At 48.0% G+C, this 21,404-nt stretch carries 18 protein-coding genes; 9 read left to right on the top strand and 9 right to left on the bottom strand.

Translation table 11 applies throughout. The features are described from left to right. Complete coding sequence (gene rpmA / locus QUB11_RS23155) at positions 1–300, top strand: 50S ribosomal protein L27 (protein ID WP_190738131.1); 300 nt, start codon at positions 1–3, stop codon at positions 298–300. 304 nt (positions 301–604) lie between these two features. Here the strand turns inward: rpmA and thiS are convergent, their stop codons facing one another. Then, positions 605–817, bottom strand: coding sequence for a sulfur carrier protein ThiS (thiS, locus tag QUB11_RS23150; RefSeq protein WP_006634943.1), 213 nt, complete (start codon positions 815–817; stop codon positions 605–607). A gap of 97 nt (positions 818–914) precedes the next feature. Beyond that, entirely contained in the window at positions 915–1,997 is a 1,083-nt protein-coding gene (locus tag QUB11_RS23145) for a thiamine phosphate synthase (RefSeq protein WP_333206226.1), read from the bottom strand. Between the two features lie 524 nt (positions 1,998–2,521). Between QUB11_RS23145 and QUB11_RS23140 the strand changes: the two genes are divergently transcribed. Further along, complete coding sequence (locus QUB11_RS23140) at positions 2,522–4,414, top strand: DUF1565 domain-containing protein (protein WP_333391831.1); 1,893 nt, start codon at positions 2,522–2,524, stop codon at positions 4,412–4,414. A gap of 743 nt (positions 4,415–5,157) precedes the next feature. On the opposite strand, the gene QUB11_RS23135 is transcribed toward QUB11_RS23140, so the two are convergent. After that, complete coding sequence (locus QUB11_RS23135) at positions 5,158–5,835, bottom strand: peptidoglycan-binding protein (protein WP_333206229.1); 678 nt, start codon at positions 5,833–5,835, stop codon at positions 5,158–5,160. A gap of 243 nt (positions 5,836–6,078) precedes the next feature. Between QUB11_RS23135 and QUB11_RS23130 the strand changes: the two genes are divergently transcribed. Continuing rightward, positions 6,079–7,998, top strand: coding sequence for an SdrD B-like domain-containing protein (locus QUB11_RS23130; RefSeq protein ID WP_333206230.1), 1,920 nt, complete (start codon positions 6,079–6,081; stop codon positions 7,996–7,998). A 230-nt stretch (positions 7,999–8,228) separates the two neighbouring features. Here the strand turns inward: QUB11_RS23130 and QUB11_RS23125 are convergent, their stop codons facing one another. Continuing rightward, positions 8,229–8,432: a hypothetical protein gene (locus QUB11_RS23125; RefSeq protein ID WP_333206232.1), complete on the bottom strand. Its 204-nt coding sequence runs from the start codon at positions 8,430–8,432 to the stop codon at positions 8,229–8,231. A gap of 225 nt (positions 8,433–8,657) precedes the next feature. On the opposite strand from QUB11_RS23125, the gene QUB11_RS23120 reads away from it, so the two are divergent. Together QUB11_RS23120 and QUB11_RS23115 are read left to right on the top strand one after the other, a co-directional pair. Beyond that, positions 8,658–11,279 carry an SdrD B-like domain-containing protein gene (locus tag QUB11_RS23120; RefSeq protein ID WP_333391829.1) on the top strand — a complete coding sequence of 874 codons (2,622 nt, stop codon included), beginning with the start codon at positions 8,658–8,660 and terminating at the stop codon, positions 11,277–11,279. 269 nt (positions 11,280–11,548) lie between these two features. Beyond that, entirely contained in the window at positions 11,549–12,409 is an 861-nt protein-coding gene (locus QUB11_RS23115; protein ID WP_333391827.1) for an SDR family oxidoreductase, read from the top strand. 380 nt (positions 12,410–12,789) lie between these two features. Here QUB11_RS23115 and QUB11_RS23110 read toward each other — a convergent pair whose 3' ends face one another. Then, positions 12,790–13,818, bottom strand: coding sequence for a hemerythrin domain-containing protein (locus tag QUB11_RS23110; RefSeq protein WP_333391825.1), 1,029 nt, complete (start codon positions 13,816–13,818; stop codon positions 12,790–12,792). Positions 13,819–14,247: 429 nt separating this feature from the next. On the opposite strand from QUB11_RS23110, the gene QUB11_RS23105 reads away from it, so the two are divergent. Both QUB11_RS23105 and QUB11_RS23100 read left to right on the top strand, forming a co-directional pair. Next, complete coding sequence (locus QUB11_RS23105) at positions 14,248–15,513, top strand: pitrilysin family protein (RefSeq protein WP_333391824.1); 1,266 nt, start codon at positions 14,248–14,250, stop codon at positions 15,511–15,513. Between the two features lie 335 nt (positions 15,514–15,848). Continuing rightward, positions 15,849–17,117: a pitrilysin family protein gene (locus tag QUB11_RS23100; protein ID WP_333391823.1), complete on the top strand. Its 1,269-nt coding sequence runs from the start codon at positions 15,849–15,851 to the stop codon at positions 17,115–17,117. An 8-nt stretch (positions 17,118–17,125) separates the two neighbouring features. Here the strand turns inward: QUB11_RS23100 and QUB11_RS23095 are convergent, their stop codons facing one another. The 4 genes from QUB11_RS23095 to QUB11_RS23080 form a co-directional block, all read right to left on the bottom strand. Beyond that, positions 17,126–17,269, bottom strand: coding sequence for a hypothetical protein (locus QUB11_RS23095; protein WP_333206241.1), 144 nt, complete (start codon positions 17,267–17,269; stop codon positions 17,126–17,128). Positions 17,270–17,488: 219 nt separating this feature from the next. After that, a complete protein-coding gene (locus tag QUB11_RS23090) occupies positions 17,489–18,145 on the bottom strand; it encodes a hypothetical protein (protein ID WP_333206242.1) in 657 nt (218 codons plus the stop codon). Positions 18,146–18,364: 219 nt separating this feature from the next. Next, a complete protein-coding gene (locus tag QUB11_RS23085; RefSeq protein WP_333206243.1) occupies positions 18,365–18,646 on the bottom strand; it encodes a BrnA antitoxin family protein in 282 nt (93 codons plus the stop codon). Beyond that, complete coding sequence (locus tag QUB11_RS23080) at positions 18,609–18,887, bottom strand: BrnT family toxin (RefSeq protein WP_333033472.1); 279 nt, start codon at positions 18,885–18,887, stop codon at positions 18,609–18,611. The genes QUB11_RS23085 and QUB11_RS23080 overlap by 38 nt, the downstream gene beginning before the upstream one ends. A 212-nt stretch (positions 18,888–19,099) precedes the next feature. On the opposite strand from QUB11_RS23080, the gene QUB11_RS23075 reads away from it, so the two are divergent. Next, positions 19,100–20,917, top strand: coding sequence for an efflux RND transporter periplasmic adaptor subunit (locus QUB11_RS23075; protein ID WP_333206244.1), 1,818 nt, complete (start codon positions 19,100–19,102; stop codon positions 20,915–20,917). Positions 20,918–21,128: 211 nt separating this feature from the next. Further along, positions 21,129–21,347, top strand: a complete 219-nt coding sequence (locus tag QUB11_RS23070) for a helix-turn-helix domain-containing protein (RefSeq protein WP_333206246.1) — start codon at positions 21,129–21,131, stop codon at positions 21,345–21,347. Positions 21,348–21,404: the final 57 nt, after the last annotated feature.

The following is a 21,404-nucleotide window of genomic DNA, read 5'->3' as shown; positions in this document are numbered from 1 at the left end:
ATGGCCCACAAGAAAGGTACAGGCAGTACACGTAACGGACGCGACTCTAATTCTCAGCGTCTGGGTGTCAAAAAGTACGGCGGTCAAGTTGTCAAAGCTGGCAACATTTTGATCCGTCAACGCGGCACTAAAGTTCACCCTGGTAATAATGTTGGTATCGGCAGAGATGATACTCTGTTTGCCATGATTGACGGTGTAGTGACTTTTGAAAGAAAAGGCAAAACTCGCAAGAAAGTCAGCATTTATCCTGTTGTAGCAGCACCTGTGGCTGAACCAGTGGCTGAAGCTGTCGCAGTTTAATTCTTCGTTCCTAGGTTCGGCAGATTCCTGACAACTTAGCGTAGAACCGATAGTCCGACAGGGGTTGAAACCCCTGCCTCAAAGCTAAAGTCCTCTGAAGAGGACTGAAGAACTCATTTTTCCTCGTTCCTAGGCTCTGCCTGGGAACACATATCTAGAGGCTCTGCCTCCTGATTTTCTATGTTATTAGAAAGTTACAGGAGGCAGAGCTTTTTGCAATTTGTTTCCCCGGAGAAAGGACTCTGGGTGCTTACCAAGAACCAGAAAAGCTGGAAAAACTCTCGTTTTTACTCCTAAAAATTGCCTAGCCTCCTCCGACAATTGTGACAATTTCTAAGATGTCGCCCTCTTGCATCTGTGTAGTTTCCCAAAATTGTTTGTGCAGAATTTCGCCGTTGTACTCCACAGCCACCAAGCGCGGGTTTAATCCCAATTGTTTTAGTAATTCTGGTAACGGTGTGTCGATCGCACAATTGCGGGTTTCTCCGTTAACTTGCAGCGCAATTTGATTTATCATAAGTAAAATATCAGTTTTCAGGGCGGGTTTGGTAACAAAATTATATTTTATGCACAGATTTCCTGTGCTAAACCCGCCCTACAAATCTCCAATCAACCTAGCTTTTTCCGTGCAAAGCTTTTTGAGCTTTGAGATTCTGCATCCGAATCAACTGCGAGATGAAAAACTGCGTGACTAAAGTAGGCTGTTCTGCTTCCATAATCGCGCGTACTATCGCAACCCTTTGAGCTCCGGCATTCAATACTTCATCGAGGTTGTTGATATCAATTCCACCGATCGCAAACCACGGAATCGGCGACTTAGTAGCAGCATACCGCACATAGTCCAAACCCGCCGCCTGTTTATCAGGTTTAGTAGGAGTGGAGTAAACAGGCCCAACTCCAATATAGTCGGCTCCCGCATCAACCGCTCGCTGCATTTCCTCGCCATTCGTAGTCGAACAACCAATGATGCGTCCCGGGCCGAGCAACTTGCGCGCTTCCGCCACAGGCAAATCTTGCTGTCCTAAGTGTACGCCGTCGGCATCCGCTGCGATCGCAAAATCCACGCGATCGTTCACAATCAGCAAAGCATCGTAGCGGTGACAAAGTTCGCAAAGCTTACGCGCGTTGGCCAGCTTTGCGCCGTCGTCTGAGGTTTTGTCGCGGTACTGCACCAAAGTCAGTCCCCCTTGCAAAGCAGCTTCCACGACCCCCATCAAGTTGTCTCTCGGCGAAGTTACAAGGTATAACTGCGATCGAAGTAACTGCTGGTAGCGCCGGTAAGCCAGCAAATCGCTTTCGAGAGTATAAACCCGATAGCGCATCTGCTTAAAAGCCGCGCCCATATTCCGATCGTAAATTTTGCCATACTCTTCAAGTACCCGCAGAGCTTCTTCCACCCGACAGAAATTCGCCTCCAGTAGCTGCTGAATGCTCGAACGCTGCTCTTCCTGCGGGTGACTCAACTCCGTACCCGGATCAGCGGGCGTATCCCTAGCGCTGCGAAGTTCCGCGACGTGCCAAGCAGCCAATTCTTGACGCAGTTGCTTGCACTCCCCAGCTAAATCCGAGCTGTTGAGACCAAACCTGCACCATTCTTCAATAATTCTCAACCCTTCGCGCGATCGATCTAAATTTGCATCTAAAATCCGGCAGAGGGCTGGCTGTGCCGGTAAAGTTCTGTTTTGTTTGTCGCTCATTCAGAACCACCCTAATTATAATTAATCTTACCAATCAACCCGCTATATTCTCCCACGCCGTCAAGATTGTGGCAAAGCAGGCGGCTTAATTTTGGCATAAACCGATGTAAATTCGACAATTTTTTAAATTTTATTGAATTTTCATGAAAACAAAGCATAATAGATCAAACTTGATGAGAGTGGAATCGTTAAACTGCATACCACACTTCGGAGGAGAGCCGTGAGGTTGATTAACAGTAAGACTTTTTCTGACATTTGCTAAGAATCACTTACATTTGCCAGAGGTCTTCATGTCATATAGAATGAATTTAGCCACTCAGATGTAGGTGAAAAACCTTGGTAGTACGCAACCGCTATATAAATAAGTTGCCTCTACATTATCAAAGCAAATAATCTGATTGGCTAATAGCTGTAAGCGATAACCAAGCTGAACGCAAGAATATAAGTGCTTGTAGAAATTTCTACGGGCATCGGTTGATACGCCTTGGTTGAGCTCATATCTCAACTTATATATTTGTTAGCAAATGTTAGCAAAAAAGTATCGGTTAGCAGAACAACACAAAAGATTAACAGCAGAAAACCCCAGCAGGCGGGTGAAATCAAAGTTCGATCGCAAAAACCCGACACCGAACTCGGGAAGCGGAACTCGGATCGCAAATCAGTGGGGTTTATTTATGCTCCTAAATTCTCAATATAGCGAGTGCAAAGAAAAGCGATCGCAAAAATCTTGTCTGAGTTCTTGCCTTCTGCTCGTTTTTGCGATGACCGCCCTTTGCAACCATCAACCGTCAGTTATCGCTGCCGGGATACCGATAGTGCAGCTAGTTTCTCAGACGCCGCAGAGCGACATTAACATACTGTACGTCAGCTCGACAGGGGGCAGCGACACAGGAGGCAACGGCAGCGATCGATCTCCGTTCAAAACCCTTACCTACGCCTTAAGCGTAGCCCCGCCCAAAACAGCGATTTTGCTAGCGCCCGGTACTTACAGCGAGCAAACCGGCGAAAAATTTCCATTAATGCTCAGGCCCAGCGTGACAGTTCAGGGAAATCCCAACACTCGCGGTCAGAATATTGTCATTAAAGGCGGAGGATACTTTATCAGTCCGACTTCGGCGGGTCAAAATATCGCGATTTTAGGCGCAGATGGGGCGGGACTCAGCGGGGTGACGGTGACGAATACCAACTCTCGCGGTTACGCTTTGTGGATCGAATCGAGTTCTCCGACGGTTGTTAACAATACTTTTTCTGGTAGCACTCACGACGGAATTTCGGTAGTGGGTACTTCCAGACCGACGATTGGCGGGAATGTTTTCTCGAAAAATGGAGCTAACGGCATTACTATTTTTGGTAGTTCCCAGCCGGAAGTTCGAGATAATGTGTTTGAAAACACGGGATTTGGGGTGAATGTAGCGCAGAACGCTTCGCCTCTGCTAATCGGTAACAAAATTACTCGCAATAAAGATGGCGTGGTGGTGCAAGCTAATGCTAGACCTGTGCTGCGTAACAATTATATCGAGAGTAATCGCCGGGACGGAATTGTGGCGATATCGAGAGCTCTGCCGGATTTGGGAACTGCTGCCGAACCGGGGGGCAATGTCATTCGCAACAACGGTCAGTACGATGTGAACAATGCGGCCAAAGGTCAAGTAATCCCAGCTTACGGCAATCAATTGTTGAGAAACCGGACGACGGGATCGGTGGATGTGGCGGGAACTTTTACCCCTGGGCCAATGGGGGGAAGTGCTTTGCAGCTAACGACCGATCGACCTCCCAGTATCGGTGGCCCAGACACTTCTCTCCCGGCTTACACTCCCGGCCGGCTAAGTCCCAGAAGTGAAAGAGCGCCACTTCCCCCGCCTGCGCCCGTTTCCAGGCGACCGGTGCAAACTCGACCCGTAGCGCCCAGCACTCGGTTGCAGCAAGAACTTTCTGGGAGGAATGTCGGTGCTTCATCGGTAGTCCCAGGGGCGATCGCAATTCCTGTGCCCGATCCGAATTATCGATCGGTTTCGGAAATTTCGGTACAGCAACCAATTATTCCTCCCAATTTTGATAGTTCGAGTTCAGTTTCTTCCGAGGGTAGATTGCCGGTTCCTGGCCGCAACATTCCTATCGGAAGGGGCGGCTATGTACCTGCTGCTTTAGGGGGGAATTCTTGGCCCGATGCCGCGGATAATTCGCCGTCATTCGATCGAGCCAGAGCTTTGGGTTTCCGGTATCGAGTTGTGGTGGATGCCAACAGTTGGGGCGATCGACAAAAAATGCAATCCCTCGTTCCCGGTGCTTTTCGCTCTTTTTCCAGCGGGCGACCGGTGATGCAAGCCGGTGCTTTTCGGGAACTCGAAAAAGCGGAGGAATTGCTACAAATGCTCAGCGCTAACGGTTTGAATGCTCGAATTGAAGATATCAAATGAAATGGTCAGTAGTCAGCAGTCAGTAGTCAGTAGTCATTAGACCTCTTTCAAAAATAACTAGGACGGGCAAGATGCCCGTTCCACAAAAAACATTTTTTCTTGTGGAACGGGCATCTTGCCCGTTCCCAAATTTTATTAAAAGGACTTTTGCCAGAGGTCTATTAGTTTGTCAACTATCAACTGTCAACTATCAACTGTCAACTGTCAACTATCAAAACTTTTAGGGCCTAGCATATCGGATGCCAGACCCTAAAAAGTTTGTAAATTAAGTTGATTCAAGTGGGTTTTTAGCTCTGCTGAGATTCAGCAAACTACAACTAAGGTGGACTTTTTGGCAACTACTCTGCGGACGAGCTAGCTATCAGCGGAGTCTATTCAGACTTCTGTGTTTGACTGTTGTGCGATCGCAACTTTTGATTCATGCAATAGCCTCAAGCTATCTAACAAATACGAATCGCCATATCAACCTTTCTTTGCTAATAAGCTACACGGTTCAGGCGTTGCCTGCGGACTAGAGCCGAGCGGGACAAATACTCTAATTCCAAATTTTTAATCCAAGTTTTTTGTGCTTCTTGGTTTTGCCCCTCATGTTTTTAAGTTAACACCAACTCCGCGCATAAAAACACTTTGTTTACCAAACTTGACACTTTTTGACGTGTAGAAATACTTCCAAAAGCGATTATTAACAATTTGTACGATCGCCCAATCGCGCAACGTGCATAGGCGGCACTATTGGTTGGCTGTCAACGCAGCAGAGCTTCCCAAGTTGCGCGGCCGACAATGCCGTCTGCTGGCAGTTGATATTGTCGCTGAGCCGCCTTAACAGCAGCTTGAGTTTCCGGGCCGAAAACGCCGTCAGCACTCACCCGCAAAAATCCCTTGGCCCGCAGCCGTTCTTGCAAATCTCTGACTGCCGCCCCCCGCATTCGTCTTCTTAAAACCGGAAAATTTGTTGGCTGCCCTTGGGGGTTAATCTCTGAATCGTCGGCATTTACAGCATCGTTGGCGATCGGGTTTTCGATCGCACTCGGAGTCGCAGGAAACAGCCTGTTCCAAGTATCTTGACCGACTATGGCGTCGGGAGGCAGGCCTGCTGCTTCCTGGAACTGAGACACAGCTCTAGCGGTGCTTTGTGAGAAAATCCCGTCTACAGTGCCAGTATAAAAGCCCAACAATTGAAGAGCAGCTTGGAGTTCGATCACTTCCTCGCCGCGGCTGCCCAATTTGAGAGTGGGGCGGAAGATCGCACCTGTTTGAGCGATCGGGCTATTGCTGTTACTCTGTTCGGAGGTAGGTAGCTGTGCGACAGCATGAGTAGGGGCGATCGAGCCTATTGCCAATAAACCGCACAAACTCCAGCCGAAGAGCAAACTTGGAACCTCGCGGGCTTCATTCCAGCTTGCTATCAAGTTTTGGGACATTGGGAATTCGACCTCTGCAAAACTGGTAGCGATCGTACATCAAATCTGGAAAAAATTTACGCATCGGCCCGCGCAGGGCATGGGGCATGGGGCATGGGGCATGGGGCATTGGGCATTTCTGATTCCCGGCCCTTCCCTTTCCTAAAAATAATTTATCCCCTGAAATAGCTGCAATTTGCAAAAAAACTGCTAGATTGCCCTACAGAAAACATTGAACCGCGTTCATTGGGCCCCAGCAACACCATGTCCGAATTCAGAACCGCCAGCCAAATAGACATCGGCAACGTCAACATCGGGAACTTCCAAGTCGGCAGCATCAGCGGCACCAAATACAACGACTTCAACGCCAACGGCCGCCCTGATCCCGGAGAAGTTCCCATTCCCAACTGGCAAATCTACCTCGACCTCAACAACAACGGCCAGCCAGAGTTTAACGAACCTTCCACCCTCACAAACCCGCAAGGCAACTACATCTTCGCCAACCTGCCGCCGGGAACTTACCAAGTTAGGGAAGTCCAGCAGCCGAACTTTCGCCAAACTACCCCAAATCCCGCACCCATCACAATTACCAGCGGCACAAATGCTGGCAATATCAATTTTGGCAACAACTTTAACGCAGGGACGATCGCAGGCACAAAATTCAACGACATCAACAACAACAGCAGCCGAGATCCGGGCGAACAAGGGCTAGCTAACTGGCAAATTTACCTCGACCTCAACCGCAACAACAGGCTCGACGGCGGCGAACCTTTTACTTTTACAAACGTTGAAGGCAATTACGCTTTTGTCAATATTCCTGCAGATACATATTTGGTAAGAGAAGTCCAGCAACCGGGTTTTCGCCAAACCACACCTGACCCCGGCCCGGTTAACGTTACTTCCAATGCCACTGTCAACAACATCAATTTTGGCAATGTCTTTTTTGTCGGCAGCATCAGCGGTCTCAAATATAACGACCTCAATGCCAACAGCGTCCGAGATGCGACAGACCCGCCTCTGACCAACTGGCCAATTTACATCGACCTCAACGGCAACGGCAGCTTTGATCCGGGCGAACCCAACACCATCACCAACCCGCAAGGCAACTACACTTTTGCCAATGTTTCTCCCGGCCGATATTTGGTGAGGGAAGTCCAGCAACCGGGATGGGTACAGACGACGCCAAATCCAGGCCCGATCGACATCATCGGCAATACCAACGTTGTCGGCGTCAATTTCGGCAACAATTTTCCCACCGGCAGCATCAGCGGCTTCAAGTTCAACGACCTCAACGGTAACGGTATCAACGAACCGACGGAACCGAGAGTTGCCAACTGGCCGATTTACCTTGATTTCAACAACAATGGCGCCCGAGATCCGAATGAACCTTCGACTTTAACAAACCCCCAAGGTAATTTCTCTTTTATCAATTTGCCTCAAGGGACTTATGTGGTGAGGGAAGTCCCGCAGCCCGGTTTTCGACAAACTACGCCCAATCCGACTCCCATCGCCGTGGGCAACGGCACAAATGCCACTAATCTCAGCTTTGGTAACGTGTTGGTGACTGGCACGATCAGCGGTGTGAAATTCAACGATTTTAACGCCAATGGCCGCCTAGATCCTGGGGAACCGCCGATCGCCAATACTCAAATTTACATCGACCTCAACAACAACAGCAGTTTAGATCCGGGCGAAGCGAGTACCTTAAGCGACGTTCAGGGCAATTACAGTTTCCGTAACGTTCCTGTAGGTAGTTATGTTGTCCGCGAAGTTCCGCCGCCCGGTTTCATTCCAACGACTCCACCTGCGGTGGTTGTGGTCTCGGCAGAGATTCGGGCTAGCAGCATAGATATCGATTTGGTGACTGGAGAGGCTGAGGGTCTGTCGGCTAAACCCTTGGGCGACCCGCTGACGGATGCCCGTAACTATGCGGGCGAACCTGCAGGCAATATGGGGGCCGATAGCTTGCTTTTGAGCCAGTGTCGTGATAGTGATCAAATTAGTAAATTTTTGAGTGATGGATTTTTTGCAAATTTAGGCAATACTCCTAACTTTGGGCAACAGAATGTCGGTCTGGAGCCTAACGGACAAATTAGTAATTTTGTCAATACCAATGAATTAAATAATCCGGCGATCGCTCACTCGTTGGTGCCGATGGGCGCGAGAGATTTCGGGGTTATGTAGGGTGAGACAAAGCTTGATCGCCCGGAATCCCAAACCGCAGATAAAAATCAGGATGAGGTGAAAGGGCGATCGCGTGATACCCTATTGTTGGCAACCTCCAACACTCAAGCCTAAGTTCCGGCAACTCCGAAGCTGGCTTGTATATTGGGTGCAAGATTCAGAGGCAGTAGCATCTCTGTAAGTGAGAAACTATCAGGTAATTCCCCCAAACCCGATCGGCGTATTTCCAGTCAGGGCAAGTCATAATCAAGTCCGGTAGCTCGATCGATGCTGGGATATCTGTCATTGGCAATCCCAGAGGAGGCGATCGTCAAGCACAGCGAACCAGGACAAACAAGAACAATGCAGCCGGACTTGATATCAGGGGGAGAAGTCAGTCTTAGGCTTTTTAAAGCTCGAAACAGCAAGTATGTACGGACACAGAAGGCGTGCAAATCATGAAGATGTTGCCCTCAAATTGCCAGGGCTCTTCAAAACCTGATATACTTGCCAGCGACAAAGCTTGAGGCATTGTTGTGTGAGATGGGAACATTACCTCAAGTGCAGACGTATGTAAAATCGAGTAGCGGTTGTCAGCTATTAGTAAAAACTACTCAGCAAGTTACAACCCATACAGTAGTCTGTAATTTACGTGGATTTAGGTGTGAAGGAGAGAAATCATGACAGATAACGGAGAGCGCAGTATCCAGCAATTACAGCCAGTTGTGGTTGGGAATGCTGGCCCGGCAATTCTAGGCCTCAAGTTCAATGACTTGAACGGCGATGGCATCAGACAGCCCAATGAACCAGGTCTGGCAAATATCCCGATCCTCCTCGAATCAGCAACAAGCACCAACGGTGTATTTGATGCTGGTACTGGCGAAGTCTCAACCACGACGGACGCTAACGGCGCGTTCTCATTCATAAATCTTATTCCTGGCAACTACGTACTCACGGAAACCGCAATACCTGCAGGTTTCCGGGCTACCACTCCCAACCCCCTCGCAGTCACTGTCGGCAACACAAATGCTAACGTTTTCTTTGGCAACACCCAAGTTATAGGCAGCCGGATCGTTGGATGCAAATACTTAGACATAGATGCCGACGGCTTCCGAGATGGAAATGAACCGGGCATTAAAAATGTCAGGATCTATATTGATGCCAATGGCAACGGTCAACGCGATGCAGGGGAAGCCAACACCTTAACAGACAAAAATGGTGCATGGTCGTTCAACGTAGCACCCGGAACCTACAAGATTCGGGAAGAACGGATCAGACGACAGATTAATTCTGTTACCGGACTAGAAGTTAATGCTACGGACGCAGAACCCTTAGAAACACAAGATTTTCCCCAAAGCACTCCCCCCGGCAACGTTCCCGTACTGGACGTGACGGTAGCAGCAGGTCAAACCTTTGCCTGCGCTCAAGTTGGCGATACTCCGCTCTATCAAATTGAAGTTAACAAATTTCGAGACATAGACCGCAGCGGAACGCGAAATGTTGTTAGTGGAGTCTTGGAACCCCCCATTGCCCGAGTACCGTTTATTTTAGATGTGAACGCCAACGGTCGCTGGGATGGAGCAGGCTCCGAACCTATAGCCATCACAGATGCGAACGGAGTAGTTACCTTCAAGGATTTGCGAGCTGGTGATTACAGAGTGTTGGAAATTTTTCCAGGTGTACTGCCTGCAGAAGTAGGTGGCGGTGTCCCAGGAAACCTCAATGCTCCAGTAGCAACAACTGCAAACCCCGCTCTGGTTTCGGCACCAGGGCCTCAGGCCCGATTCCAGGGTACGATCAGCAGAGAGCAACCGCTGCTAGTAGCAGACTCAACCTACACGCTGAAACCAAACGACCCTAAATTCGTAGACAGCAACCGCGACGGCATTCAACAACCAGGTGAAAGATCGATCGCCACCACTGGTGAGCGGCCGATTTTTGCAGCGCCAGTTACAACTTTACCAGCGCCCAACCCATCGCCATCACTTACCTTTACTCCTGTGGGAGCAACTCAGGGTATTGGCAACGATGCCGGTGTGGGCAACACTCGACCGAACATCACTGTCTTCAAATACAATGACCTGAATGCCAATGGTCGCTTTGAACCAACTCAGGGTGAAGCGCCAATTAGCGGTGTCACTGTCTTCCTCGACACCAATAACAATGGCACTCCCGACGCTGGAGAACAGCAAATCACGACAAATGCCCAGGGGAGAGGTGCCTTTACCAACTTGGCAACAGGCAACTATGTCGTCAGGGAAGTTGCACAGCCCAATTTCTCCCCTTCTACGGCAGATCGCGTCGATGTGACCCTCAGCACTCAGGACGCCAACGTTACCTTTGCCAACACACCCAACAGCAACATCACCGGTTGCAAGTTTGAGGACTTTAACCTGAACGGTTATCGAGATGGTAACGAACCAGCTATTCCTGGTGTCACCATTGCGATCGATACCAACCGTGACGGTGTGTTGCAAGCAAATGAACCCACTACTACCACCGATCAGTTTGGTACTTTTGCATTCACCAATTTGCGCCCTGGCAATTACAGCGTTCGGGAAGTAACACCTTCTGGCTACTTCAAAACGACTCAACCGCTGGATATTGTTCTCGGTGCGAATCAAACCTTTACTTGTGCTTTGGTGGGTAACTCTCGCCGCTATGACCTGTCGGTTCCTAAATTCCGAGATGACAACCGCAACGGTATACGGGATGCCAGCGAACCGCCCCTGGCCAATATACCATTTACCTTGGATTTGAACAATAACAACCGCTACGATCCTGCTACCGAACCGCTGGTGAGAACAGATGCTAATGGTATTGCTCTGTTTCCTAATTTGTCCCCAGGCACCTACTCGGTTTTGGAAGTCTTCGATGCGAGCGTGGAAAACCCGTTCCCAATCCCAACTGGACCGAATCCGGTTAACTTTAGCGTGCCTGGTCCTAACACAGCGCCTACGACGACTGCGACGACCGCAGACCCATCGGGAATAATAAGACTAAGTAGCATCCAGGAGGATGATCCGCTGACTGGTGCTCAGAATCTCGCTCCGGTGACTGGTAAACCTCAGAATGTGGCAACTGGTAGCGATCCTCTGACGGAAGGAGGCTCAGTCGCTAAATCTGTTACCACAGATTACAGTTCGATCGTACTTAATAATCCTGATGCGGCTAATGTTGTTGTCAAGAATTTGCCAGAGCAGGTACAGGCTTCGATCCTAACGTTTTTAGCAGATCAGAAGCTCGACGATAAATTAATGTTGGGCGCTCCAGCTCCCGGTCCGGAGTTAAGGTTAGCTTAAGTTTCTAATTTGAGACTTAGGAATTAGCAACTAGCTGCTTTTTAGATAAACCCGCCCTCCATAACCATAGGTTAGTTAGGAGGGCGGGTTTATTTATCTCTTCAATTACAGACAATGTTTCAGGAAAACTCGCAATTTCGATCTACCCGCCCTCCACAATCAAAGACTCGCGGGGCTGTCTTTAGTAGTAGACTACGATCGGCAAAAAGAACGATGTCCTACCTCCAGAAAACCTTTATTTATGAAGGTAGAACTTAGAGGAATTTTTTATGCCAACCGAACAGAAGATTAATCCGGCTCAACATCAAGAACAGCAACCCGGTATTGAATCCGAGATGACTCCGCAACCTCAATCCTTCGCGGAGGGCTATCGCGGTAGCGACAAATTGCGGGACAAAGTAGCCTTAATTACTGGCGGAGACAGCGGTATCGGGCGTGCAGTGGCGATCGCCTTTGCCAAGGAAGGCGCTAACGTGGTCATCAGCTATCTCAACGAAGATGATGATGCTAAAAAGACCAAAGAGGCGATCGAACAACAAGGCCGGCGCTGTATGGCGATCGCAGGCGACATCGGCGACGAAAACGTCTGTCAAAACCTTGTAGAACAAACAGTTAAAGAGTTTGGTAGCCTCGATATCCTCGTCAACAACGCCGCCGAACAGCATCCCCAAGAAAGCATTGAAGACATCACCGCCGAACAATTAGAGCGCACCTTCCGCACCAACATTTTCTCAATGTTTTATCTCACAAAAGCCGCCCTCAAACACCTCCAAGAGGGAAGTGCAATTATCAACACTACCTCTGTCACCGCCTACAAAGGCAATCAACAATTACTAGATTACTCCTCCACCAAAGGAGCAATTGTTGCCTTTACTCGCTCCTTGTCTCAAAGTTTAGCTGAGAAAGGAATTCGCGTCAACGGAGTCGCCCCCGGCCCGATTTGGACGCCTCTAATTCCTGCAACTTTCCCTGAAGAAAAAGTGGAGAAATTTGGTGCAGACACGGCCTTGGGACGCGCCGGTCAACCCGATGAAGTTGCCCCCAGTTTCGTGTTTTTAGCTTCAAAAGATTCGTCTTACATGACTGGTCAAATTTTGCATCCTAACGGAGGCTCTGTGATTAACGGCTAAAATCTTCTGGCTCCCAATCCTCGTAGGGGCGGGTTTTACCGAAAATCTTTGATGAAATTCATAATATAGATAAACCCGGCCCCCTAGTTGTGGAGGGCGGGTTTATTTATATTATGAATTACCCGAAATATCTTTCGTGAAACCCGCCCCTTGTATGGTGCGTCGCTATCAAAAATTATCAAAAAAAGCGACTATCTCACAGCGACGCACCTTACAAACTCATAACTGTTGCAAGATTTTGGAGAATTGGTATAATATATTTATTTTTTAAAATTGTCTTTGAAAAAACTAGTAATCCCGCCACGTTGGTAGCGGGATTGATAGGTTGCAGTTTAGCTATTCTCTAGTTTTGCTAGAGTTAAAATTAGCCGAATGCTGAATTATTTCAGGTTAGCCATTTCTTGCTGGATGGTGCTTTTGGCTGCTTTGAATTGAGTAGCCATTTGTTCCATTTGTGCTTCGCTCAGGTTGCGGCGAATATGAGGGAACATATCGTTTTCTTCTTGTCGAATGTGATCTTTAACCGCTGTTTGGAGCTGTTTGATTTGGGCTTTGAAATCAGAAGAAGTGGGGTTGAGAGCCTTAATTTGGGCAAGCATCTGCTTCATTTCTGCTTGCTCGCTGTACAGTTCTTGAGTATTGCCGTAGTAGCTGCGAACTGCGGGATAAACAACTTGTTCTTCTGCTTCTGCGTGAACGCTGAGGTCTTTGTAAAGTTGACCGAAGAATTCTTGCAGTTTTTGAGGATCATCGGTGCTTGCGATTTCCATAAAGAGGGTATCGGTTTTGCGGTGATCCATTGAGATGATTTCGGTGATGTTCATCTCATCTTTGCTGCGGGTAACTGCACCGCCGATGATGCCGGTCATTGCTGCCATTGCATCTTGCACGCGAGCCCAAACGCCTTGGTCGGGGTCTTTGCCAGTCAATTCGCGCACGCCTAAAATTTCGAGAACTCCTTTGAGTTGTTCTTGGTGAGCGCGGTTCTCAAAGTTAACTGTGTTGAGCGGGGTAATGGCAGCTTCGATGTCGGCGCCGACTACTTGAGCAGCTTTGTGAATTAACAAACCGGCCATTGTTTGTTTGTGTTTGAGCAGTTCGTGCTGAGCGACTTTTTCAAACATGGTGAGTTCAGAACCTTGCATGAGTTTCTGAACTTCTTCAATCATTTTTGTGCTGGTTTCTTTGGGCTGGGCTTGGATGCCGTATTGCACGATCGTAGTTTCTAATACGCCCAAGTTTTTGCGATCGTCTTCGAGCATATCCCGGAAGCGCTGGGCTAGTTCGGAGTCGTTGCAGGAATTGATGAACAATTGCTCGTTGGCGATCAACAGGTTTTGCAGCGCTTTCATGTCTGCTAATTTAGTTGCGATCGCTTGGCGCTTGGTATCTTCTAGGGTAGCTACCATCTGTTGTTTCTCCTCTCAAGGTCGTTAGTGTTCTTACATCTCTTAATTTATTGATATATTCTGATCACATCCTCTTTCTCCCGACTGATTAATTAATATCCCGCGAAACCTATTGACTTTTGATAAAAAAGATGGTAAGTATTTGAGACTGCTTGAAAAAAAGCAAAAAGCAAAAAACAACAGATGAGTAAGGATGAAGGGCAGAAGACTCCGCCCAAAAACGGATACCGTGCCACGTACTCCTGTCGCGATCGGCTCAAAATTTTAGACTCTTGTTCAAGCCCCCAGATTCATCTGTGCAGTAAATCTAAAATCTAAAATCTAAAATCGACTGAGTGATAATTTCTGTATCAATTAATCCCGATCGCAGAGCTGGAAAGCGCTACCATAGTTGCAGCCGAAGTTAACTAAAGTTTAAGAATAACTAGCTTGTCTCAACTGCTCACTGCTTTAGAGTTCCCAGCCAATGTCTGGAAGATGAATAATGGGTTAACGGTCATTCACCAGCGGATTTCGGCCACACCGGTGGTCGCGCTAGACGTGTGGGTGAGGGCTGGCGCTACGCTGGAGCCGGATTCTTGGTCGGGAATGGCTCATTTTCTCGAACACATGATATTTAAAGGGACGGATTCGATCGCCCCTGGAGAATTTGACCAGGTAATCGAAAATCGCGGCGGTGTCGCCAACGCAGCTACCAGTCACGACTACGCCCATTTTTTCGTCAACGCTGCGGCCGATTATTTAGCAGAAACAGCCCAGCCGCTGGCAGAATTACTGCTGCGCGCTTCGATTCCAGATCGGGAATTCGCTCGCGAGCGAGATGTGGTGCTCGAAGAAATCCGCCAAGCTCAAGACAATCCCGATTGGCTGGGGTTCCAAGCCATGATGGAAACAGTTTACCAGCGGCATCCCTACAGGCGATCGGTATTGGGCACAGAAGAGTTGCTGATGTCGCGAACTCCCCACGAAATGCGCTGTTTCCATCGATCGCACTATCAGCCGGAAAATATGACTGTGGTGGTAGTCGGGGGAATTGATGAACAACAGGCCAGAGATATTACGGGGAAAGCTTTTGAGCAGTTTTCAGACAGATGGGATTGTCCCAAATTAACCGCAGAGGCGGAACCGCCACTGATAGAAATTCGCCGTCAGGAATTGAGCCTCCCCCGATTGGAACAAGCGCGGCTGATGATGGCCTGGACGGGGCCGGGAGTTGAACAGTTGCAAAGTGCTTGCGGCTTGGATCTGCTGTCGGTGTTGCTCGCAGACGGGCGGACTTCGCGTTTAGTCAGGGAACTGCGGGAAGAATTACAATTGGTAGAGGCGATTGACAGCACTTTCTCGTTGCAACGGGAATCGAGTTTATTTACTATCAGTGCAGTCTTGGACGCGAAGGATGTCGAACAGGTGGAATCTCGGATTTGCGATCGGCTTTGGGAATTGCAGTCTGAGCCTGTTTCCGAGGTAGAATTGCTCCGCTGTAAGCGTTTGCTGTGCAACGATTTTGCTTTCTCGCTCGAAACGCCGGGACAGCTAGCGGGTCTTTATGGATATTACAATACGATCGCCAGTGCCGAATTAGCGCTTAGCTATCCCACCAGGATTAAAGCATTTGGGCCATTAGACCTTCAGCGCCTAGCTCAACAATATCTCTCTCCCCGCCGCTACACGGCTGTGGTGCTAAAACCAATCTAATTGGTAAACGGGTAAAAATACATATATTTTTGGTACCGGAGAGATGTTCGGCATTTGTCCGGGGTTCTTTGTGCTTGTGGCGCACCCTAGGGGATAGAGGTTCGGCGTTTGTCCAGGGTTCTTTGTCCTTGTGGCACACCTTACAGGATAGATGTTGTTACATTTAGAGGTTGTGCGTCAGGCCCTGCCCGGTATGACATCATACAAGATGCAAATGGAAAATAGAAAAATGGCAATCAAGTAATTACCAATTACCCATTACCAATTACCCCTTACCCATTTTCAATTACCAATACTTCAGCTACTCTCAGTACAAGTTCCCAACTAAATTAACCATGAAAAATGAAATCCAGCGCACGGTTTTAGACAACGGTATTGTTGTCTTAGCAGCAGAAAATCCAGCAGCAGATATTATTGCAGCTAGGATCTTCCTGCGGGCCGGCAGTCGCTACGTGCAGCCGGAACAAGCAGGATTGTGTCACTTGCTGTCGGCGGTAATGACTAAGGGAACCGATCGACTGTCTTCGCTGGAAATTGCCCAGCGTGTAGAATCGGTGGGAGCGAGGTTGAGTGCCGACTCTACTACAGACTATTTTTTAGTGAGTTTGAAGACGGTTTCTGCAGATTTTGAGGAGATTTTGGAGTTGGCGGCGCAATTGACACGATCGCCCACTTTCCCGGAAGCTGAAGTCGAACTCGAACGCCGCATTGCCATATCAGCAATTCGATCGCAACAAGAACAGCCATTTGCGATCGCCTTCGAGCAATTGCGGCACGCGATGTACCAGGAACACCCCTATGCTTTCTCTCCCTTGGGCACGGAAGCTACTATGTCAAAGCTCACCAGAAACGAGCTCGAACAGTTCCACAAAACCTATTTCCGTCCCGATAATGTAGTTATTTCTGTAGCCGGCAGAATATCCACCGAAGATGCGATCGCTCTGATCGATCGAACTTTTGGGGACTGGAAAGCGCCTTTAACACCCCTGCCAACTTTAAGCGTTCCCCCCCTGTCACCCTCCCCTCAATCGGTCGTTACGGCGCAAGATACGCAGCAATCAGTGATTATGCTGGGCTACCTCGCACCCTCGGTCAGAAATCCCGATTACGCAGCGATTAAGTTGCTGAATACTTATTTGGGTAACGGTTTGTCGAGCCGGTTGTTTGTGGAATTGCGGGAAAAGCGGGGCTTGGCTTACGACGTTTCCGCGCTGTACGCGACGCGCTTGGACACGGCTCAGTTTGTCGTGTACATGGGTACGGCGCCGGAAAATACAACGACGGCTTTTGAAGGATTGCGTACAGAAGTCGATCGACTCGCCACCATCCAACTAAGCGAGGAGGAATTGCAAGCTTGCAAGAATAAAATGCTCGGTCAATATGCTTTAGGAAAACAAACTAATTCGCAAATTGCCCAAGTTTTAGGTTGGTACGAAATTTTGGGATTGGGAATTAAATTTGACCAGCAGTTTCAAGAAGAAATTGCACTGGTGACAGCTTCACAAGCGCGGGATGCTGCTAAGAAATATTTTGTAGAACCGTATGTTTCTTTGGTGGGCCCGGAGGCGGCGATTACAGAGTTGGGTGTAGTGGCTGTTTGTTAAGTAGGAAATTAGCGATCGAACTTGTGAAAAGTTCGATCGATGCGATCGCAGATCAAAAGACTTTGCTCGTCCGCTGTTTCTAGGAATGTGAAATCAATGTTTCGCGTTGCGATGTAAGAGATGAAAGCGCAAGTTATCGGGTCAACTGACACTTGGGTGGGATATGTATTCTTTGTAGGGTATTGCTTTTAAGCCAGGGCGATCGCCAAGCCTTGATTTCAACGAGCAAAAGAGAGCATGATCTTCGATCGTTAACTTTTCAAACCACCCTTGGCGAAAAGTTGAAGCCTAACGGCCTGCGCTTCACCGGACAGTGATAATGTTTGGATCATAACTGATAGCGTATACCTCCGTTCCGGTGCAAGCGCTTGTTAGGTTGTGGAATACCGAAGCGTTGAGATGTATATAACAGACAACCCTAGACGATTCCAATTGGGTTGATTAAGCGAAAATAATACACTTCCCGCTAGTGCTGCCCACCCTACAGGACCGAGTAGAAATGCAAGAGTTTGGCTCACACCCATGTAAACTGCAAAGGGCAAGGCAATCCCCAAAGCACTTGTGAGACTACCTAGTACAGTGCTTGCCAACAAATACACCCCAAAACCACTCATCTTTGCTGCAAACATTGCACCACCACTTAAAAGAAAACCTTCAAGATTAGGGTCATCGCTCTCTCGTCTGAGATCCATAATAATTTGTTGTCGTTGCTCTGGTGTAAGCTGCTCCAACATATTCTGAAATAGCTTAACAACGACAGCACCTTCAATTTCTTGAGTTGATAACTCAAGCCATGTACGACCGTGAAAAACTTCAGACCAATCAATACCAATGTGATCGGCAACATCTGTGACAATTTGTTTCCAAGAGCTGTTCCAGAAAAGCTGACCAATACTCCCGCACCTCAAATACCGTATGTGATTGCAAAGAATTTCAGAGGAACTACCAAATCCTGAATTGGTCAACTCTGCTAAGTTTTGGCGTTGCTCTTCTGTAGCTAAACTGACGATTTCGTAAAATTCTTGCATATTTAGTCTTAACTTTGACGAGTAATCTCAAACTATTTACCAACTGATATAACCCACATTCCGTACCCTCTACTATCATAGGTTTTTTCGGAAGTTTGAGCTATTATAGCGGCTAGAAGGGAATCAAGCCATTATGATATCTACTACCGATGCGTTCAACGGCGGTACAAAGCTTTGAGTCATCACCAGAGTATTGAGTCCGTCCGTTAAAACGCACGGCTATGCTGAGTGCTGAGTTTTGTTATTGTTCTCTATATATTGGCGTAAAACGTTATTAATTAGAGTTTTATACTGTTCTCCTTGAGCCTCAAACCACTGCTTCACATCTGGATCGAGCTGAACTAAGTTGTGGGCTTGAGCTGCTGGAATACGTAAAGTCGCTCGTTCAAAAAATTCATCGGTCAGCGGTGGAATATCTGAGTAGTCAATATTCTCTTCTGACCTTGACTCTAAGGCTGCCCAGTTAGTACCAGAGGTACTGTTCAAATCGTTTCTGCTCATGACGGTTGGCTCTTCGCGCTGAAATGATTCGGATTACATTGTTTTGACGTTCTGTCCAGACTACTACCGCTATTCCAGAACCGAGAAAACCGATTCCAAACCAGCGATCTTCGCCATAATCAAAACGATCGTCTAGCTCAATCAGCATTTCACCATCAAACATCGCGGGAACATCGGCAAAATCAATCTGATGTTTACGGATGTTTTCAAGGTTTTTCGCTTCGTCCCACTCAAATTGCATGAAGGATTAGGATATGCGAGATTAAACTATCTTCATTCATTATCACGCATTTGGCCCAACAGGTTTTATGCTGCACTGGAGATCGATGTTGGGATCTAAACTCGATCGCCCGCAAACATTAAACACTGGAAAAAACCTAGTGCGACTTCAATTGAACCTTTTCTGTTCCCGATCGGTCTAAATTCAAGACAGACCCATCAGGTCTAATTTATATGTACTTAGTAAAGCACTTTCAGATTAAAAAAGAGCTGACTCCCTGGCTTAGCGGACTCCTCGCCACATCCCTGCTTGCAGGAGTCGGCTACACAGCTTACAGCCAGTTAACAGTCAAATCCAGCCCCGAAACCAGACGCAAGGAAAAAACCGTTGCTGTCGAAAGGGTGAACCTGCCAATTACAATTTCGGCAAACGGCACAATTGTGCCCGAACGTTCCGTTAACGTCAGCCCCAAAACTTCAGGAATGCTCAAAAGTTTGCTTGTCAAGGAAGGAGATAGGGTTGAACAAGGGCAGATTCTCGCCTACATGGACGACTCCAACCTTCAGGGGCAACTTACCCAAACTCGCGGACAACTCGCAGCCGCAGAAGCAAACCTGGAAAAATTGGTCAACGGCACTCGAACCCAGGACATTGCTGTGGCTAAGGCGGTGTTAGCAGAACAACAGGCAAGTCTGGAAAAATTGCTCAACGGTAATCGAACCCAAGACATTGCTGTAGCTGAGGCAGCGTTAGCAGAACAACAGGCAACGTTGCAAAAATTGCTCAACGGCAATCGAACCCAAGATATTGCCGTAGCTGAGGCACAACTAGCTGAACAACAGGCAAATTTACAAAAATTGCTCAAGGGCAATCGCCCTGAAGACATCGCCCAAGCGATCGCCCAACTCAGAGATGCCGAATACGCCGAAAACCAAGCAGAGGAAGACTTTCAGAGAAATCAGGAACTATATAATGCCGGAGCCATTGCTTTGCAAGTTGTCAACAACTCCCGCACCGCGCGCGATCGAGCTCAAACGCAAGTCAGGCAAGCCGAACAAGCTGTAGCTTTGCTGCAAGCGGGTGCTCGCCCTGAAGAAATCGCTGCGGCGCGGGCTGCTGTGGAGCAAAAACGGCAAGCTTTGACCCTGGCGCGATCAGGGGCACGCCCGGAAGACATCGCTGCGGGGCGGGCCACTGTGGAGCAAAAACGGCAAGCTTTGGCCCTGGCGCGATCGGGCGCACGCCCGGAAGACATCGCTGGGGGGCAGGCCGCCCTGCAGCAAAAACAGCAAGCTTTGGCGCTACTAGAAGCCGGTTCTCGCCCGGAAGACATCGCCCAAGCCCGCGCTCAAGTTCTCGCCGCTAGAGGCAGCCTGCAAAGCGTTCAAGCGCTGATCGACGACACTGTGCTACGGGCTCCTTTCACCGGCACTGTTACCCGCAAGTACGCCGATCCGGGCGCTTTTGTGACTCCCACGACGGCAGGTAGTGCGGTTTCTTCGGCGACTTCTTCTTCGATTTTGTCCTTAGCTTCAAAAAATCAATTAGTAGCAAACGTAGCAGAAACTAATATTTCTCAGATTCAGATCGGCCAGGCTGCGTCTATTCAAGCCGATGCTTTTGCGGGAAAGACTTTTAGAGGTAAAATCACTCAAATTTCGCCTCAGTCGATCGTCCAGCAAAATGTGACAAGTTTTGAGGTAAAAGCGGCAATTATTAATGATGATAAACAAATGCTGCGATCGGGAATGAATGTGAATGTTGAGTTTAAGGCTGGTGAACTTAAAAATGTTTTGGTAGTTCCGACTGCGGCAATTGTCCGTCAACAAAGGGAAACGGGGGTTTTTGTTCCGGGTGGAGAAGATGGTAAACCTGCTTTTATGCCGATTAAGACTGGTATGACGGTGGATGATAAGACGGAAGTGCGATCGGGTTTGAAAGGAAATGAAAAAGTGCTGATGAGTTTCCCCCCCGGATTGCGGCCTAGATCCCAAAATCCATCGGGTGGAATTCCAGGTTTGCAACCGGGTGGGGGAACGCGCTTGCGTTAGGGTTTTGATTTTTTTTATTGAACCGCAAAGCCGCGAAGGAGGAAAAGCAAGAAGGAAGAAGGATTAAGGTTTTAATTGCCTATGCTTTTCAGCTCACTGCCCCATACCCAATGCCTAATCAATAATATATAGCAATTCCATTTGAGATGTAAATATGGATTTCTCTGGTAAAATAGGAAATTTTGATAATAAATGAAAAGGAAGAAAGCAAATGGAAGCCAATCAAAATGAAAAAAAAAGACAAATAGAAGGTTTAATCAAATTTATAAATAGTAATGGAGACTCGCGAGAAATGAAGAGAGCCTTAGCCGTAAAACTGGCTCTACAAGGTTATGTGTACCGAGCAATAGAAAATATAATAAATGTATCTCAAGGTTATGTAAGTAAATGGAAAAAAAGATTTATAACACAGGTAGTAATAAATATGTAGTGAAGTTTAATTACAGTAATTGAATACATAGGATAATTTTATAAATAACACAATCAA

Origin of the sequence: Microcoleus sp. B6-A1 (assembly GCF_036705085.1) — a bacterium.
Taxonomy (GTDB): Bacteria; Cyanobacteriota; Cyanobacteriia; order Cyanobacteriales; family Microcoleaceae; genus Microcoleus.
Note: the sequence above shows the minus strand (reverse complement) of the source record. Positions and strands in the feature narration are given on the sequence as shown.